Source organism: Chryseobacterium sp. SSA4.19, from assembly GCF_022601875.1.
In the GTDB taxonomy this organism is placed as follows: Bacteria; Bacteroidota; Bacteroidia; order Flavobacteriales; family Weeksellaceae; genus Chryseobacterium.
Genome location: NZ_JAKVIP010000033.1, coordinates 14,831 through 33,700, shown reverse-complemented (window position 1 = coordinate 33,700; position 18,870 = coordinate 14,831). Strand labels below are relative to the sequence as shown.

The window sequence follows — 18,870 nt, the reverse complement described above, 5'->3', positions numbered from 1 at the left end:
TATTTTTGAAGAAAGGCTCAGATTATAAAATCTAAGCCCTGACTTTTTAACTTACACACTTTGTGGGAGAGTGTCAAAAGATTATTGTTCCCATCATCAAAAGCTTTTATTAATTTTGCCATCTTCAAAAGGCTAATAAAAATTAATAAAAACTATGGAAAACAATTTATTATTATCCAAATTCTGGACGAGAATCGGAGCTCTCTTAATTGACTCTTTTGTCCTTGGGATCGTTGGATTTATATTGGGTGTGATTTTTAAGAACTTCTTTATTTCTCTGGGAGAAAATGCAAAATTAATCGGATGGTTTATTTCACTGTCTTATTTTTCAATCTTAAATTCTAATATTCACAACGGTCAGACTTTGGGTAAGAAATTAATGCATATACAGGTCACGGACATTACTGGAAATACGGTCAGCCTAAAGACTTCTTTCATCAGAGCATTGGTTTATACGACACCTTTTTTCCTGAACGGGTTTAAAATTCCGGGTTCTCATTTATTTTCAGTGATTACAGTTATTCAGGGGATAATCATTTTTACAGTAGGTACTGGAATTATTATATTCTATATTTTCAATAAAGAAACAAGACAGTCCCTCCATGATATTGTTGCAAAAACTTATGTTGTTCAGGAAGTTAGAAGCAGTACAATTTCTTTCATGCCCGCAATAAAAAAGCGCTCATTCTATATTACAGGCGGAGTGTTTTTACTGGTAATCATCACTTCAATTTATGGTTTGAGCAGTAGTAACTCAGAAATAAAAAAACTGGTTCCCGTATATGAAGATATTTTAAAACAGGATCATATTTCAGATGCGACGGTAAGCATGAATACCAATCCATTCTCAGATAATTCAGACACCAAGTATCTTTATATTATATCGATCAAAGTAGACAGGAATTTAAAAAATGACAAAAATACAGGAAATAACATCAATACTCCAGAAATTAGAAAAGCTGTAGAAACATTTATTAACAGCAATGTTTATGATTCTGATAATGAGATCTTAACCATTGTTATAAATTCAGGATTTGACATCGGTATTGCCAAACAGTTTTTTTCCTATTCACATTCCAAAACCATTCATGAGTGGAAAAGAATATATAATAAATAATTAAACAGAATACTTCGTTCGGATATCGGAATATTATATTGATAAAAACTGAGTCAGAAAAAATTTATTGGCAAAGACTTTATGAAAATTACAAAAAATTGGAATGAAAACTTTATAGATCGTTGTCCATCGAAGAAAATCAAAATTCTTGAAGAATTTTGGAACTATATAATAAATCCGCGCCCTTTGGGCGCGGATTCCATTTATATAAAGTTTGAAATATTAAAACTTCAAATCTCCATTCACTTCTCTTACTGCGTGTGCTGCTTCGGCAAATTTCAATTGCTCTTCAGCCGTAAGGGTAATGTTAACAATCTGCTCTACTCCGTTTTTCCCGATGATGGCAGGAACACCGAGACAGATATCATTTTGCCCGTATTCACCTTCGAGCATCAAAGAACAAGGGATCATTTTCTTCTGGTCGCAAGCGATAGCCTGAACCATCACGGAAACTGCTGCTCCCGGAGCATACCAGGCAGAAGTTCCTAATAGTTTAGTTAAAGTAGCACCTCCAACTTTAGTTTCTTCGATTACGTATTTCTGTTTTTCGTCATCAAGGAACTCCGTAACAGGAACACCGTTTCTTGTAGCTTTGCTTAACAGAGGAAGCATTCCGGTATCACTGTGAGCAGCGATAACCATCCCGTCTACATCGGAGATTGGAGCTTCTAATGCTTCAGCCAATCTGTACTTGAATCTTGCAGAATCCAAAGCACCACCCATACCGATGATTTTATGCTTAGGAAGGCCTGAAGTTTTGTGTACCAGATAAGCCATGGTATCCATAGGATTAGAAACTACGATGATAATTACTTCCGGAGAATGTTTTACCAGGTTTTCTGTTACTTCTTTTACAATTCCGGCATTGATGCCGATCAGTTCCTCTCTGGTCATTCCCGGTTTTCTCGGGATGCCCGAAGTGATCACCGCTACGTGCGAACCTGCAGTTTTGCTGTAATCTCCTGTTGTCCCGGTAATTTTCGTATCAAACCCGTTCAATGACGCAGTCTGCATCAAATCCATGGCCTTCCCTTCTGCAAAACCTTCTTTAATATCTACCAAAACCACTTCCGAACAGAAGTTTTTCATAGCGATGTATTCTGCACAGCTTGCTCCTACAGCGCCTGCACCTACTACGGTTACTTTCATAATGTATACTTTTTATTGTTTATTAATGCGTCATCACGGAACCGCTCAGTTCCATGTTGAATTATTTTCTAATTTTAAATTGGAAACGCCCAAATTTAACAATTCCTGAAAAATTGGGCAATCTTTCAGGAATTTTAATTATGACTTATTTATATTTATTTCAAGTAAGCTATAGAATTCTACATAAACGCAACCAACATAATTTGAATTTCAGATAAATGTTTGAAGTATTTTGATCAGAATGATGCTCTTTTAAATATATTATAAGTTTTCAGGTAAATGCTATGTAATTCAATGATTAATTGACATTCAATAAAAATGTATATAATTTTTTAGCACCTGCCAGCACTTCATTATAGTTTTCTTCACTCACTTCGGTATCCAGAACTTCTTTGAAATCTTTCCACATCGGCCCTGTATTTTCATGATAGCATCCGAAGAAATTAAAGGTGATGTTATCAAACCCGTCAGTTTTAGAAAGCTGTTTGGCAATAACATTTCCACCCAGAGTGGAGCCTTCGATCACATACATGGCGCCCAGCGCTTCGTTTTCATTGGCAAATTCAAGGGCATGGAAGGCCGTCCGGTTATTCAAGGCGAGGTCTGCCATATCTTTTTCAATTAACGCAAGTTTTTTTCTGGCGTTCAGCTGGAGCTTTTCGGAGAAATTGTCATGGAGACTGCTGAAGATATTAGCTTCGGCATGAAGAAGCATTACATAATTTGTGCTGATGATCTTTTTATAATCTTCAAGCGTAAATGTTTTATTGAAAATTTTTGCTGAGTTAAAAAGTTGTTCAGCAGCATCGTGATATTCCGCCGTATGCTGTTTCAGATATTCAGTTACCGTCATAAAGATTTACAATATTCCTCAAAGGTAAGGCTTTTTAAATACTAAAATAAAGCAAGTTCCTTCTTTGCTGCTTTCATAGCTCACTTCTCCTCCGATTCTTTTCATAATGCGGTGAACGATAGAAAGACCGACGCCGTTTCCTTTGAACTTTTTGGCATTATCCATACGGTTAAAAATCTTAAACATCCTATGCTTATTCTCTTCAGGAATTCCGATTCCGTTATCCGAAATCCTGTAAGTTACGCTATCGCCTTCTTCTGTTCCTTCAATCTCAATTTTAGGATTTTCCTGTTGGGAAGAATATTTGATTGCATTATTAATGATATTTAAAAATGCCTGATGCAGCATGGTTTTATCAGCAAGAACTTTAGGACATGCTTTGATAATGATCTCACTTTGCGGACTGCCGAAAGTGATCTTAGCATTCTCACAGATCTTCTCAATGATACGCTGGGTTTCCAGGCTTTCCAGCTGAATTTCACTATGCTTTGCCCGGCTGAGCTGTAAAACATCATTCATCATTTCAGCCATGCTGTCGATTTCCTCAATGATGGAATTGATCTTGTTTCTGCTTTTTTCAGAAGTATCGGTAAGGGTTTTCAAAAGCATCTGGGCGTTGAGTTTCATTACCGTTAAAGGTGTTCCCAGGTCATGGGAAATCGTATAGGAAAAACTGTCCAGTTCTTCATTTACTTTTTTAAGCTCATCATTGAGCCTTTTGATTGTAATATAATTTTTATGTGATGTTTCTAAGATAAGATCGCGTATTGACTGCAGGGCAACGATATTTCTGGAATCCCATCTTCTTGAAATTCCTTTGATATTTTCGGTAAACAGCTGAAAAGAAGTTCTTGGAGAAACCACCTTCATTTCTTCTCCATCCTTATAAATAACATCAATTTTCTTCTCCGGGTTCCCGGCCCAGTTGATATGCTCATCAAATTCTTTACGGAACCAGATCAGCACATTATTTTTACTTCTGTCAATAAAATAAATCACAACACCTGCGGATTTTTCATCAAGGACCAGCTCTTTGCCGTGATTCTTCAGAAAGTTTCTGCTCAGGTAAATATCATCATCCGTATTCTCATGTGCCCACTGAATAATGGCCCGGATTGTTTTCATATCAGGCGTACTTCCTTCAGTAACCATTTTCTCTTCGGCAACAACGGCCAGACCGTCCGCTTCAAGGAAATTTTTAATTTCAGATTTATTTTCAGTCAGCGAATCGAATAAACTGTTGTTCTTTAGAAATTCAGCTTTTAATCTCAATGCTCTTTCATTAAGTTCCAGGCGGTAATTCAATTCATTTTTTGACCGGAAGGATGAATAGGCATTGGAAGCCAGAGCCGTAAAAATTCCTGCCTGTACACGGTCTTCAAGATCGATATGCTTAGGTTCGGAATTCTGGCAGGTTACCAATCCCCAAAGATGATCATCAATAATGATAGAGACGCTGAAACTGGATGAAGCCCCTGAATTTTTAATATACTGGCCATGAATTGGCGACATGCCGCGTGAAGCACTGTAAGTAAGATCCAGATTTTCTTTTGATTTGCTTAAAATAGGAACAGTTTCCGTATGTACGTTGCTGAAAATCCTTTTTCTTTTTTTCAGGTAAAGTTCTCTGGCCTGAATCGGGATATCTGATTCGGGATAATGAAGTCCGAGATAACTTTCCAGATTGTTATTGGTTTTTTCCGCCACAACTTTTCCTGATCCGTCCATCATAAATTTGTACACCATCATCCGGTCATAATTTACGATTCTTGATAAAGTATTCAGAAGCTGGTTCCAGATTTCCTGTTCATCATCAATGATGTAGAAATTATCATATTTATTGGAAATCCTTTTGTTCGGATTGACCAAAACCTTTTCAAGCTCAAGAAAAATATTGCCTTTACTCCTGAAGGCAGACAGGTGGTATTCCTTTCCGTCAATAAAAATTTTGTCGAAATAAGTTTCGTTTTCTCTTTTTGTAAAATCGGGAAGCGAATTATAGAGATCAGATCCTGTTATGCTTTTAAAAATACCGGAAAAATCAGTTAGCTTCCTGTCGAAAAGCTGTTCAGTACTTTCGATATTAAATATATCCTCTATATTCTTACTAAAAAAAGTGATGGAATGAGACTCTGCATCGATGCCAATCAGATAGCCAAAACTTTGTATGTAGCCCGGAATATGGATGGGCTCTTCATGACACTCTACAAAATTCATATAATACTTTGATCAATCAAATATAACATTTTTTTCACACACAAGATATTTTTTACCGGCAAACACATACCACAAAAAAACCTGCTTTATATATATGAATATTAGTTACTTACTCTTATAAATTACTGTTATTAAACTTCTTTTTCAAAATAGAGCATATAATATTTCCCTTTTTCATCTTCTCCCTGGGCCAGCTTCTGCCGGTCTCCATGAATATAAATATGGAAATTCTTATCTAATTTAATAATGCTCTTAAAGTGACGCTGCGTTTTTTTAACTGCTGCTTCGCTGATCGGGAACTCTTCCGCAATATTAATTTGCATATCCTGTTCGTAGTCTGTTTTGAAATTAACAAAACTTTCGATTACATGCTCGTCCCCTAAAACTTCGCTGGCAAAATCATCCAGCTTGAATTCTTCTTTTTCTTTGAAGAAATTAATTGATTTATTCAGGAAGTCAGCCTGGTCTGCTTTGGAAACCTCAAATTCCTGAGGCAATTGCTTGGTGATGTAATCTTTATACACCATCAAAGCCTCCTGGGTATGGAAATATTCATCGTCTCGCTGTTTTACCTTTAAAAAATCTTCAAACCAATAATACATGTCTCCGTTCTTATTGTTATCAACCACAGAAAGCACATATCCGGTTTCTTTATCATTATTATAAATCAAAGCAGCTTTATCGATCTTGGACAAACCGATTCCCTGATCTTTTTCTATATCGAAATTGTCTTCCTGAGGAGAAATTTTCAGGAAAGATTCTCTTTTTTCTGTTTTAAAAATCCCGATTTTATCTACTCTTTCAGTACCTTCCCTTTCGTCTTCAAAATAAGCAATGAAAAGTTCTCCGCCCTGAACCCTGGGATTTTCAGCAGCTTCAAAAAGATGTTTTGCGATATTTTCAGATTCCCAGAGGAATTTGGCTTTGTCATCAAAAATCTCGGATACGGAGCTGTACACCGGATTATTTACCAGATAAGAATCACTGTAAAAATGGAAAGTTTCTTCAGATTTGAAAGAACCTAAAAAATAATTTTCAAGCAGCTCTGCCATCCCTTCTTCCAGTTGCAACTCTTCCTGAGAAAGTATCAAAGATTCTCCATTAATTTTATTTCCTACTCTGTGTACTATGATTTTTGAAAACATGCTCCTGAATATTTTGGAGTGCAAAGATATTAATTAAATCACACAATCAATAGAATTTCATTCTGATAAGCATCTTATCATTTTGAACTGCTCTGATTCTCATACAGCTTAATAATAAATAATTATAATTATTTGATTTATAGTTATTTAAAACAAAAAAAAATAACAGAGCACCTACCACTTGGCATTATGATTGTCAGCACATATAGCAGAGATGCAGGTAAGCAGTAGCCAGAATAGATACACTGCTCATGCTTTCGTGCATACATCATAATTTTATAACCTAATCATTAGTCATATGAATTATTTACAAGCGACCCAGGAAATTACAGTGATCATCCCGGAGATTACGGATGAACTTAAAGAAGTAAAAGCACAGAATTGTTATCCCGTTATTGAAATCTTTACAGATAAAATAAAGAACATGATCCGGCAGAATGATAAAACCCGTTTATTCAGATGCCTTAAAAAAATGAATGAAATCTATAGAAAAGGCGATACCAGAATGAGAAATGCTATTGAAAATTCTTTTATTTATTCACTGGACAACTGTACCGCTTTTTGTAACAAAGAATACCGGACTCTTATTTTCGGTCATCTTTCGCAGGAATTACAGAAAGTTTACGCAAAGCAGATTTACAGCCATACCATTTAGTTCATTACATTATTAAACCGTTTCATTACATCATTAAAAATTATGAGAAAAAAAATCAGAAGGGAATATGACTGGAAACAGTGGGAAGAGTCGAATTCCACAGCGCAGATTAAGATATGGGCAGCCCATATCGCTGTTATAGCCGGAGTATTTATTTTTGCTGCATGCTTATGAATTGGTATAGTTTTGGATATATTAAGAGACATCTGAAAAATATTACATGATGAATGCACCGATGCAAACTATTAATCAAACAATAGCTGTTGAGTATTTAAAATTTTTCTATCCGCCGATCCGCAATGAAATTGATCAATTGTCCGTACAGGATAATTTTGCAGGCATAATGCAGGCCACCATCAATTACCTGAAACAACTTTTACATGAAGCGAAATTAAACATCATAGGACATCACATTAAACTGATGGACTGGATTTACAGAAATGGAAATTCCTATGTAAAAGTGATGATTGAGAACATTTTTATACGTTCTTTAGAAAGCTTTAAGAAGCTGACCAAAATCCAGAACTGGAAACTTATCTATGAGGACATGTCCGTAGAATTTCAGCAAATTCACCTTAACCAGAATAAACTTGATGAAATCATGTTTAAAAAGAAATAAATTAAAGAATAATAAAAGAATAATACTTTAATACATATATCGCCGGGCAAAAGTCCGGCGATATATGTATAAACAATTAACAGGTAGTTTATTCTTATTTAAATAAGAATGAATAAATAATCTTATTCTTTTTCCTTAACGGGCTTTTGTACAACCTCTGAGATCCTTTCGGCTTTATGTACAGGTTTTGTTTTATTGGATTTAAAATAAGTCTCATACAGCTTTTTAGGTTTGATAAGATTTATTTTTTCCCGGTCCTGCTCCCAAACTCTTACTTTATAATCTTTTCCGTTTCCGGAAGCATTAAACAAAGGCGTAAATATAAGTTCTCTTTCTTTAATAGTGTATTTTTTACTGAGTGAATAAAGATTGTTGATGTCATTAATGTCAGAATAAATAATCCTGTCTTTGTACTCTTTAAATTTCCGGGACTTCCACGATAAGGTGTTATTTTTAAATAGGCTTAAGTTTTGTGCTATGTCCGGTACAACAGATGACTGGTAACTGAATTTGGCATCAACGATTAAAAGGTCCATTTCAGCGATTACCTGATTGATGAGATTTTTATTGCTTCCTATTTCATTTTTAAATTCAGCCGATTTTTTTATCTCGATTTTTATAAAATTTCTGAATGATTCCTGAATCCCTGAAAACACCCTGATCACATCACTTACTGAAGCAGCGTTTCCGGCAGTGCCTGCAGGTTCTATCTTAAAATTAATCGCTGCTTTTCTTAATTCTTCTAAAATCGGATTGTCCATAGTAAAGGCCAAATATATTACTATTTTCGGTTACAAAAAAATTCCCTCGCTGGCGCCCAGGGATTTCTGATGATCAGTTCTGCCTGCTTATTTTCATTTTGCGTAAATCGGTAACGGTTTCATATAACTTGGTAAAAAATTCATAATAGAATTATCAAAACTCCTAAGCAATTGAACAGCAGATTGATTGAAAATAAAGTGTATATCCATTAAGTCGGTTCCGTACAATAGAAAATGAAATAAAAATTCTTCTGAATGACTGATTCAGTGAAATTGATGGGCATTTACAGGTGATCATTCCAGAAAATCTATACAATTAGAAATGTCACTAAAATTTTTAGTAATTTACATCAACTTTAATAATCATATAATGAAAAACAAATCTCAGGTATTATTGATCATTGGTATAATTGCTTTAGCTATAGGCGGCTATCTTTATTTTCAGGGAGATGGTGACTCGGTTAATCAGAAAAATATAGAAATTGCCACAACGGCAACCAGTGCGGAGGAAGCTGCCAAACAAATTTCTGCAAACAACCGAAGCGAGATCGGCGGGAGTTCTGCAGCGCTGTTTTTACTGGGCCTGGGCGGTGTTCTTACTTTGGTATCTGTCATCAACTTGGTGAAGAAAAAACCAGCGTAATCTAATATTCAATAATAAAATAGAACCGGAAATTGCTTCCGGTTTTTGTTTCATTGCTTCTGTAGGGATTGTACTTATTTTGCGAATGATGGATTAAAGGATTAAAAAGTATAAGATGGTAAAGCACTATACAAAACAAAAACCGCTACAAACAATGTTTATAGCGGTTTTATATGTTTTATTAATAGTATTTAATGAATAATTATTTGACCTCTTCGAAATCTGCATCCTGTACATCCTCTGCACCTCCTGCATTGTTTCCTCCAGGATTCTGAGTACCTGCTGCATCAGCACCCGGCTGTTGTCCTGCTGCATATAACTCTTCTGAAGCGGCCATCCATGCTGCATCCAAAGCTTCGGTCTTCGCTTTTACATCTTCTCCGTTTTTCGCTTCGAAAGCGGTTTTCAATTCTGAATGAGCTGATTCGATCGCTGCTTTTTTATCAGCAGATAATTTATCACCAAACTCTTTCAATTGCTTTTCAGTCTGGAAGATCAATCCGTCCGCTTTGTTGAAGATTTCAACTTCTTCTTTTTTCTTGGCATCGGCGGCAGAGTTTTCCTGAGCTTCTTTTTTCATTCTTTCGATTTCTTCGTCAGAAAGACCTGAAGATGCCTGAATTTTAATCGTCTGTTCTTTACCTGTTCCTTTATCTTTAGCAGAAACATTCAGGATACCGTTCGCATCAATATCGAAAGTTACTTCGATCTGAGGAACTCCTCTTGGTGCCGGTGGGATATCAGCAAGGTCAAATCTGCCGATTTCCTTATTATCATTGAACATAGGTCTTTCCCCCTGTCCTACTCTGATGCTTACAGCCGGCTGGTTGTCAGAAGCTGTAGAGAACACTTCAGATTTTTTAGTCGGAATTGTTGTGTTCGCTTCAATTAATTTAGTGAAAACAGAACCCATGGTTTCTATTCCTAAAGAAAGTGGCGTTACATCAAGAAGCAATACGTCTTTCACATCACCGGTCAATACACCTCCCTGGATCGCTGCACCAATAGCTACAACCTCATCAGGGTTAACTCCTTTAGACGGTTTTTTACCGAAGAATTTTTCCACTTCTTCCTGAATGATCGGGATTCTTGTAGAACCTCCTACCAGGATTACCTCATCGATATCAGAAGTTGACAAACCTGCATCTTTTAAAGCTTTGGCAACAGGATCCATGGATCTTCTTACCAAGTCTGCAGATAACTGCTCAAATTTAGCTTTCGTTAAAGTTTTTACCAAGTGTTTAGGACCTGTAGCAGTCGCAGTAATATAAGGAAGGTTAATTTCAGTCTGAGGAGAAGAAGACAACTCGATCTTAGCTTTTTCAGCTGCTTCTTTTAACCTTTGAAGAGCAATGGCATCAGATTTTAAATCTACTCCTTCTTCAGCTTTGAATTCATCTGCCATCCAGTTGATGATCACATCATCAAAGTCATCACCTCCTAAGTGTGTATCTCCGTTCGTAGACAATACTTCGAATACACCGTCTCCCAAATCAAGGATTGAAATATCGAAAGTACCTCCACCAAGGTCATAAACAGCAATTTTCTGATCTTTATGGCTTTTATCCAAACCATATGCTAATGCAGCAGCAGTTGGTTCGTTAATGATCCTTTCTACTTTAAGACCTGCGATTTCGCCTGCTTCTTTAGTCGCTTGTCTTTGCGCATCGTTGAAATAAGCAGGAACCGTAATTACCGCTCTTGTTACTTCCTGGCCAAGGTAATCTTCAGCCGTTTTCTTCATTTTCTGAAGTGTCATGGCAGAAATTTCCTGTGGTGTATATTCTCTGTCGTCGATTTTTACTTTTACCGTATCGTTAGGTCCTGAAACCACTTCATAAGGTACTCTTGAAATTTCTTTCGCATCTTCTTTAAAGTGTGTCCCGATAAATCTCTTGATCGAGTATACCGTTTTCTTCGGGTTGGTAACCGCCTGTCTTTTGGCAGGATCTCCAACCTTTCTTTCACCGTCTTCTGTAAATGCTACGATAGAAGGTGTTGTTCTTTTACCTTCTGCGTTAGGGATTACAACAGGGTCTTTACCCTCCATTACAGCAACACAAGAGTTGGTTGTCCCTAAGTCAATTCCAATTATTTTACTCATAATATTTTTATTTTTTCTGTTTTAAAATTTATTTTACACTCTCAATTTCTCAATATTTATACCATTCAAAATTTTATGACAAAATGACACAATCTAAAGGATTAAAAAATAAATCACACCTAAAAAATGTCTCACGACTATCATTAACGACAGTCTAAACTGCCGAAACTTCTGAAGAATTAATTAAAGTTTAACCTGAAAAATAGAGATGGGAACAGGTTGAATGATTATTTTTGATAAAATATAAAAACTACGAATGTCATTACACTTTAATCCGAGAGATATTACATGGCTTGCCTTTAATGAAAGGGTTCTGCAGGAGGCCATGGACGAAAAGGTCCCTTTACATCTGAGAATACGGTTTTTAGGAATCTTCTCAAATAACCTGGATGAATTTTTCCGCGTACGGGTAGCAGGATTAAAGCGTGCTATGGATTTTAAAGAAAAAGTAATTGCGGAATCATTTTACCAGCCCCCTTCAAAAATCCTTCAGAAGATCAATGACATTGTCATGACGCATCAGCAGAATTTTGACAAGACCTGGAAAAAGATCCAGGTAGAAATGGCTGAACATAAAGTGTTCATTAAAACATCAAAAAACCTGAATGCAAAGCAGAAAGAATTTGTCAGAAGGTATTTTGATGAAGTAGTGGAATCCAATGTGATCCCTATCCTTCTCCATGAAAATACACCTATGCCTTATATGAGGGACAAAAGCCTTTACCTGGGTGTGGCGATGAGAAAAAAAGAATGGCTGTATTCCAGTAATTATGCTATTATAGAAATTCCGTCAAGGTTTGTCGGGCGGTTTGTCCTGCTTCCTGCAGAAGATCCGGAAGAAAAAAATGTCATGCTGCTGGAGGATGTCATTACCTTCAACTTACCGCATATTTTCTCTTATTTCGGATACGATGAATTTTCTGCCAATGCTTTCAAGGTTACTAAAGATGCCGAGCTGGAACTGGATAATGATATCAGGACCAATTTTGCAGAAAAAATTGAAAAAGGACTGAAAAACCGCAGAAAAGGAAAACCGACCCGTTTTGTTTTTGATAAAGATATTGACAAGGCACTTCTTGAAATGCTTATCCGGAAGCTGAACCTCACAAAAAAAGACAGCATCATCCCGGGAGGGAAAATTCATAATTTTAAACATTTCATGGATTTCCCGGATGTCTTCGAGAAATATGAGAGGCCGGCGGAAAGAAGCTCCTTTACACACCCTGCTTTTGAACATGGCGAGAGGGTTACCGACGTTATTTTACAAAACGATGTTCTCCTGAGTTTTCCTTACCATAAATACAATCCGGTCATCGATCTGCTTCGTGAAGCGGCCATGGACCCGGAAGTAAAATCCATCCAGATTACAGCATACCGTCTGGCAAGCAGCTCAAAAATTATCAATGCCCTGATTTACGCAGCAAGAAACGGAAAAGAGGTGACCGTAATGCTTGAGCTTCAGGCAAGATTTGATGAAGAATCCAATCTGGAGTGGAAAGAAATGCTTGAACCTGAAGGAATTACAGTTCTCATAGGTCTTCCCAATAAAAAGGTGCATGCTAAATTATGTATTATTAAAAAACGGTCACATAATAAAACCATCCAGTATGGCTTTATCAGCACAGGAAATTTCAATGAAAAAACAGCACGGATTTACGGAGATCATCTGGTGATGACTTCAGACCGTGGCATAATGGCAGACATCAATAAAGTCTTTAATGTCCTTAAAAAGCCGAAAGAAGATTATCTTTCCGTTTTGAAAACCTGCAAAAACCTGCTGGTTTGTCCACAGTTTATGCGTGAAAAAATCGTCCATTATATCGATAAGGAAATTGAGGAAGCCAAAGCGGGAAGACATGCCGAAATGATTATCAAAGCCAATTCTGTGAGCGACCGTGCACTGATTGAAAAATTATATGAAGCTGCAACAGCCGGTGTAAATATAAGAATGGTGGTAAGAGGGATTTACTGTGCCATCAACCAAAAAGAATTTAAGGAGAAGATAAAAGCCATCAGCATTGTTGATGAATATCTGGAACATGCCAGGGTGATGTATTTCTACAACAAAGGAGCAGAAGACCTGTATATTTCCTCTGCAGACTGGATGACCAGAAACCTGGATTACAGAATTGAAGCCGCCGTGAAAATTACAGATAAAAATTTAAAGAAAGAATTAAAAGATATTCTCGACATACAGTTGAAAGATAATGTAAAAGCCCGTATTTTAGACAAAAAATTGAGCAACCAGTATGTCAGCAATGATAAGGAAGAGTGCCGCTCGCAGATTGAAACATACCGGTATTTAAAAGCTAAAACAAATAAGAAATGAGGATTGCAGCAATAGACATAGGGAGCAATGCCGCCAGATTGTTGATCAATGAAGTAAAAGTCAATAATAAAGAGCCGGAATTCATCAAACTTAATCTTCTGAGAATTCCTTTACGGTTGGGAATGGATGTTTTCACTATAGGGAAAATCGGGGAAGAGAGAAAAAAAATGGTCATCGATTCAATGAAGATTTTCAGTGATCTGATGAAAATATACCATGTTGAACATTACAGAGCCTGTGCTACCAGTGCCATGCGTGATGCGGAAAACGGACAGGCCATCATTACTGAGGTAAAAAACACCTCGGGAATTGATATCGAAATCATCTCCGGTGACGAAGAAGCGACTTTAATTTATGAAAATCATGTGGCTGAAGGCCTTGATAAAGAATTTGCCTATTTATACATTGACGTCGGCGGCGGTTCCACTGAACTTACCTTCTATGAAAACGGCACTATGATCTACGAAAAATCCTTTAATATAGGAACCATCCGTTTACTCAATGATCTGGTAACCCCTGATAACTGGAAAGATATGAAGGAAGAGATCAGAAAGAATATCAACAGTAAAAAGCCTATCGTTGCGATCGGATCAGGAGGAAACATCAATAAGATCTTCTCTATGAGCAAGATCAAAGACGGCAAACCCATGTCGCTTACCCACCTTAAAAAAGTACATAAAGAACTGAATAACCTTACTCTTGATGAAAGGATGACCAAATATAATCTTCGTGAAGACAGGGCGGATGTACTGGTTCATGCCCTGAAAATTTTTAACAACGTAATGTCATGGTCAGAAATCAACAGGGTTTTTGTTCCTAAAATATCCGTTGCAGACGGGCTTATCCATAACATCTACAATCAGCTGCAGGATAAGAAATAATCTGATATCCCCATTCGCAAGCCGGTCGTTCTGATCGGCTTATTTTTTTAATTAATTAAAATTTTCATGAGTTCATCACCCTGCTTTCCAATCCGGATTGCAGCAAAAAATTCTTTTTGAAAAAATGTCAGCAGAAGCCCGGAAACAGTTCCTGAACAATCGTGTTGGGAATAGCTGAAAATATATATTGTCCTCAAAAAGTTTAAAAGCGTTTAAAGGATTAAAAAAGAATTTAATACAATTGTATCATTTTTGACACCACATAAAGTAAAAAATCTTTTGAAACGTCAGTAAAAATATAATAAAAGAAATGAACTCACTTAAAATAATCCTTACCGGAGCCACAGGAATGGTGGGAGAAGGCGTTTTGTTGGAATGCCTTGAAAATCCGGAAATCTTTCAGGTACTGAGCGTAAGCCGGAAACCTTCAGGAAAAAAACATGCTAAATTAAAAGAATATATCGTACCGGATTTTTTAAAGATCGACCTGGATGATGAAAATTTTAAGGGCTATGATGCTGTATTTTTCTGTGCCGGAATAAGCAGTATAGGAATGAATGAAGAAGAATACACCAAAGTAACTTATGATACCACAATGCATTTTGCGAAGGCCGTACTTAGCCACAACCCGGACATGGTGTTTAATTATGTTTCAGGAGTCTATACGGACAAAACGGAAAGCGGAAAACAGATGTGGGCAAGAGTAAAAGGCAGAACAGAAAATGCATTAAGGAAGCTTGGATTCAGATCGGCGTATAACTTCCGGCCCGGTTTTATGAAGCCTGTTGAAGGACAGGAACATGTAAAATGGTTTTTTAAACCTTTTATTTGGCTCATTCCTATGATATTACCATCAAAATCATTAACTTTACATGAAGTGGGTAAAGCAATGATCAATGCAGTACAAAAAGGATACCCGGTATCAACATTGGAAATTAAAGACATTAAAAACCTGGCGATATGAAAGAAATGTTAAAAAGAATTTTTCTGGTTGCTTTTATCCTACTGGTTCTGACTGCAGTTTCAGGATTTTTTTATATGCAGAAACATCCGCTGGACGGAAGAAAATCAACCGGTAAAAACCTGAATTTTTCAGGACGCGTATCAAAGTAGCGATCAAGCAACCTGAACTGTACTTTAGAATTAACCTTAAACGTTTTACATTAATATGATGTAATGATTACCTATTTATTAATCATTTATTAAAATTACCTTAAAATATTTACCGGGCAGAAACTTCATTTTTGCATAAACTTAAAGTAAGTAAAAATGATTAATAACTACTTGTTAAAAGGATCTGTTATTGCGGCTGTCTTTCTTCAGGGCGCATTATCTGCCCAGACCACTCTTATCCATTACTGGAATTTTAATAATAATGCTTCTGCAGCTGCTATCACTGCTCCGACATCAACCTTAACCGGCGGGTCACTGAATGCAATCACCAGCGGAACTACAGAAATTGATTTCGCAGGAGGAACAGGACAAAACTTTAACATCGATAATCTTAATGCAAGAAACGGCGATGCCTCAGGGACCCATTTAAGATATAATTTCCCGATCAACGGTAATCTGCAGTTCAACCTGCCAACCACGGGATACAATAATATTGTTGTAAAATTTACCACCAGAAGATCAGGCTCGGGAGCAGGGATCCAAACCTGGTCCTACTCTACTGACGGAACAACTTTTCAGACTTACCAGACGGTAAATCCGCAGGATGCCAACCCTCAACTGATCACATTTGATTTTTCTGCCATTCCCGGGATTGCCAATAACCCGAATTTTAAACTTAAAGTTCAGTTCGCAGCAGGTTCAGGAGGTAGTGTAGGAAATAACCGTTTTGATAACTTTACCGTTGATGGTACAGCTTCAGGCGGAGCAGATACGACTCCGCCAACCGTAACTTATCTTCCGGCCAACAATACAAATAATGCCTCAACCACTGTAAATCCTACTCTTTCTTTTAATGAAAACGTACGCCTGACAGACAATTCTGCGATCAATGATTCCAATGCCCAGGCACTTGTTGATTTCCGACTTGGAAACTCAGCAGGTGCACAGATTCCGTTTACAACGACTTTCACCAATAATAAAATTACTCTTCTTCCAACCGCCGGCCTTATACCGGGGCAAACCTATTATCTGGCCCTGAAACCTAATGTTGTGGAAGACACCAGCGATAATGCATTAACTGCAACAACTTCAACAACGTTTACAACGGCAGGCACTTCAGTTTCCCTGGACAAAAATTTCATTAAGGTCAATGAGAATGCAGGAAATTTAGCATTTAAAATCAATGTCAGTAATCCTTCGGCTTCATCGGTTAATGTGGTGGTAAAACCGGACCCGTTCAGTACAGCGGATACCAATGATTTCACCTTAACGAGTCAAACGATAAACATTACTCCGTCAACAACAAGTTACACGATAAACATTCCGATCATTGATGATGCTTTAGAAGAGCAGCAGGCAGAATATTTTGTCGTAAGCCTTGAAAATCCTACAGGAGCTACTATCTCAGGAGATAATAATGCTACAGTTTATATTATAGACAATGATAAACCTGCTCCGGTACCGTCTCATCAGATCCAGCTGAATTACATAGGAAGCTTTGATCCTTCAGGCAACAGTAACAGCTCAACAGAAATTGTGGTTCATGATCCTTCAACACAAAGATTATTTACGATTAGCTCTATTACGGATGTTTTTGATATTATTAATTTCAACAATCCCGATGCTCCTGCTGTTATCAACACTATTAACATGGCGCCTTACGGTGGAATTACCAGCATTGCGGTAAAAAACGGGATTATCGCAGCAGCTTCCCCGAACAGCAATCCGCAGCAGAACGGCTCAGTGGTTTTCTTTGATATCAACGGGAATTTCTTAAAACAGCTTACCGTAGGTGCGCTGCCGGATATGATCACATTTTCTCCTGACGGAACAAAAGTAATGACAGCCAATGAAGGCGAACCTAATGATGCTTACACCATAGACCCGGAAGGAACCGTCAGCATCATCGATATTTCGGGAGGCATTAACAACCTTACCCAAGCTAATGTGACTACACTGAATTTTAATGCTTTTGATTCCCAGGCAGCGGCTCTGGCAGCAACCGGCGTAAGAAAGGTAAGAACCAACAATACTTTATCTCAGGATCTGGAGCCTGAATACATTTCGATCAGTTCAGACAGCCAGAAAGCATGGATTACCCTACAGGAAAATAATGCAATGGCAGAAATTAACTTAGCAACAAAAACAGTTACCGGAATCTGGGGATTAGGCAAAAAAGACATGAGTCTTCCCGGAAACGGCTTTGATGCTTCCGATAACAATGGCGAAGTATTAATAGCCAACTGGCCGGTAAAAGCATATTATACACCGGATGGCACCCAGGCTTTTAAAGTGGCCGGAACCAATTACCTGATAACAGCCAATGAAGGTGATGAAAAAGATCTTTCAGGCTTTAGTGAAAGAACAACAGTGGGAGCTTCAGCTTATGCTTTGGATCCTGCCCTGTTTCCAAATGCATCCATCCTGAAAGCTTCTTATAACTTAGGCAGATTCAGGGTTTCCAATGCTACAGGAAACACGGATGGCGATGCAGATTTTGAAGAAATTTCAGCATTGGGAGCACGTTCGTTCTCTATCTTTAACGCTGACACCAAACAAATTGTCTATGACAGCGGTGATCAATTTGAACGGTACATTGCCGCGAATCATCCGTTAATTTTTAATGCAGATAATGAATCGAATACGGTTAAAAGCAGAAGCCGCGCAAAAGGACCGGAACCGGAAGGTGTTGCCTTGGGAACAATTAACGGTCAGACTTACGCTTTTATCACGATAGAAAGAACCGGAGGTGTCATGGTGTATAATATAACCGATCCTAATAATCCAGTTTTTACAGATTATAAAAACTCCCGTATGACTTCTGCTTTTGGCGGTGACAACGGACCGGAAGGCGTGATCTACATTGCTCCTGAAAATACTACTACAGGAAAAGGCTATGTGGTTATTGCCAATGAGATCAGCGGAACGTTGTCCATGTATGAAGTCACTCAGTCTCCTACATTGGCAACAGGCGAAATAAAGACTGAAAAAGCGACATTCAACATATTCCCGAATCCGGTGACAAAAGGCAATATATCATATTTTAACCGGGCCCAGGACTATGAATTGTATGATATATCCGGAAAAATGCTGGGGAAAGAGAAAAATGCTTTAACCATAGAAACTTCAAAACTTTCTACAGGTGTTTATCTGGTAAAGACTTCAGAAGGACATGTAAAAAGAATGATTGTAAAGTAGAATACGGCAATCTACCGATTGAACATAAGTCCCGGAATTTTTTCCGGGATTTTTGTTATAAAAATTGATTAGTTTTAACGTATAAA

General features: G+C 37.4%; 16 protein-coding genes. 10 read left to right on the top strand and 6 right to left on the bottom strand.

Annotated features, from left to right (window positions below; translation table 11 throughout):
* Positions 1-154 precede the first annotated feature (154 nt).
* Positions 155-1,117 (top strand): RDD family protein, encoded by a 963-nt coding sequence (locus MKJ01_RS17240; RefSeq protein ID WP_241615421.1) that lies wholly within the window; start codon positions 155-157, stop codon positions 1,115-1,117.
* A gap of 222 nt (positions 1,118-1,339) precedes the next feature.
* Here the strand turns inward: MKJ01_RS17240 and MKJ01_RS17235 are convergent, their stop codons facing one another.
* From MKJ01_RS17235 to MKJ01_RS17220, 4 genes are all read right to left on the bottom strand, one after another.
* A complete protein-coding gene (locus MKJ01_RS17235) occupies positions 1,340-2,266 on the bottom strand; it encodes a malate dehydrogenase (RefSeq protein ID WP_241615422.1) in 927 nt (308 codons plus the stop codon).
* A gap of 298 nt (positions 2,267-2,564) precedes the next feature.
* Positions 2,565-3,119 carry a biliverdin-producing heme oxygenase gene (locus MKJ01_RS17230; protein WP_241615423.1) on the bottom strand — a complete coding sequence of 185 codons (555 nt, stop codon included), beginning with the start codon at positions 3,117-3,119 and terminating at the stop codon, positions 2,565-2,567.
* An 18-nt stretch (positions 3,120-3,137) separates the two neighbouring features.
* The gene (locus tag MKJ01_RS17225) at positions 3,138-5,336 is read right to left on the bottom strand and encodes an ATP-binding protein (protein ID WP_241615424.1); all 2,199 of its coding nucleotides are present in this window, start codon (positions 5,334-5,336) and stop codon (positions 3,138-3,140) included.
* Positions 5,337-5,467: 131 nt separating this feature from the next.
* Positions 5,468-6,481, bottom strand: coding sequence for a nucleoid-associated protein (locus MKJ01_RS17220; RefSeq protein ID WP_241615425.1), 1,014 nt, complete (start codon positions 6,479-6,481; stop codon positions 5,468-5,470).
* Between the two features lie 298 nt (positions 6,482-6,779).
* On the opposite strand from MKJ01_RS17220, the gene MKJ01_RS17215 reads away from it, so the two are divergent.
* From MKJ01_RS17215 to MKJ01_RS17210, 3 genes are read left to right on the top strand one after another with little or no spacing between them, the layout of a single operon-like run.
* On the top strand, positions 6,780-7,136 hold the full coding sequence (locus MKJ01_RS17215) for a hypothetical protein (protein WP_241615426.1): 357 nt from the start codon (positions 6,780-6,782) through the stop codon (positions 7,134-7,136).
* 42 nt (positions 7,137-7,178) lie between these two features.
* Entirely contained in the window at positions 7,179-7,310 is a 132-nt protein-coding gene (locus tag MKJ01_RS18875) for a hypothetical protein (protein ID WP_302850496.1), read from the top strand.
* Positions 7,311-7,356: 46 nt separating this feature from the next.
* On the top strand, positions 7,357-7,755 hold the full coding sequence (locus MKJ01_RS17210) for a hypothetical protein (RefSeq protein WP_241615427.1): 399 nt from the start codon (positions 7,357-7,359) through the stop codon (positions 7,753-7,755).
* Between the two features lie 122 nt (positions 7,756-7,877).
* On the opposite strand, the gene MKJ01_RS17205 is transcribed toward MKJ01_RS17210, so the two are convergent.
* The gene (locus MKJ01_RS17205; RefSeq protein WP_241615428.1) at positions 7,878-8,516 is read right to left on the bottom strand and encodes a hypothetical protein; all 639 of its coding nucleotides are present in this window, start codon (positions 8,514-8,516) and stop codon (positions 7,878-7,880) included.
* A gap of 370 nt (positions 8,517-8,886) precedes the next feature.
* Between MKJ01_RS17205 and MKJ01_RS17200 the strand changes: the two genes are divergently transcribed.
* Positions 8,887-9,159 (top strand): hypothetical protein, encoded by a 273-nt coding sequence (locus MKJ01_RS17200; RefSeq protein WP_241615429.1) that lies wholly within the window; start codon positions 8,887-8,889, stop codon positions 9,157-9,159.
* Positions 9,160-9,361: 202 nt separating this feature from the next.
* Here the strand turns inward: MKJ01_RS17200 and dnaK are convergent, their stop codons facing one another.
* Complete coding sequence (gene dnaK / locus MKJ01_RS17195; protein WP_241615431.1) at positions 9,362-11,263, bottom strand: molecular chaperone DnaK; 1,902 nt, start codon at positions 11,261-11,263, stop codon at positions 9,362-9,364.
* Between the two features lie 256 nt (positions 11,264-11,519).
* Between dnaK and ppk1 the strand changes: the two genes are divergently transcribed.
* The 5 genes from ppk1 to MKJ01_RS17170 all read left to right on the top strand — a co-directional run bounded on the left by ppk1 (position 11,520) and on the right by MKJ01_RS17170 (position 18,784).
* Positions 11,520-13,592, top strand: a complete 2,073-nt coding sequence (ppk1, locus tag MKJ01_RS17190; RefSeq protein WP_241615433.1) for a polyphosphate kinase 1 — start codon at positions 11,520-11,522, stop codon at positions 13,590-13,592.
* The gene (locus MKJ01_RS17185) at positions 13,589-14,473 is read left to right on the top strand and encodes a hypothetical protein (RefSeq protein WP_241615435.1); all 885 of its coding nucleotides are present in this window, start codon (positions 13,589-13,591) and stop codon (positions 14,471-14,473) included. Before ppk1 ends, MKJ01_RS17185 begins: the two co-directional genes overlap by 4 nt.
* Before the next feature lie 310 nt (positions 14,474-14,783).
* Positions 14,784-15,437 carry an NAD-dependent epimerase/dehydratase family protein gene (locus tag MKJ01_RS17180; RefSeq protein WP_241615436.1) on the top strand — a complete coding sequence of 218 codons (654 nt, stop codon included), beginning with the start codon at positions 14,784-14,786 and terminating at the stop codon, positions 15,435-15,437.
* On the top strand, positions 15,434-15,586 hold the full coding sequence (locus MKJ01_RS17175) for a hypothetical protein (RefSeq protein ID WP_241615437.1): 153 nt from the start codon (positions 15,434-15,436) through the stop codon (positions 15,584-15,586). Before MKJ01_RS17180 ends, MKJ01_RS17175 begins: the two co-directional genes overlap by 4 nt.
* A gap of 156 nt (positions 15,587-15,742) precedes the next feature.
* A complete protein-coding gene (locus MKJ01_RS17170) occupies positions 15,743-18,784 on the top strand; it encodes a choice-of-anchor I family protein (RefSeq protein WP_241615438.1) in 3,042 nt (1,013 codons plus the stop codon).
* The last annotated feature ends 86 nt before the right edge of the window (positions 18,785-18,870 follow it).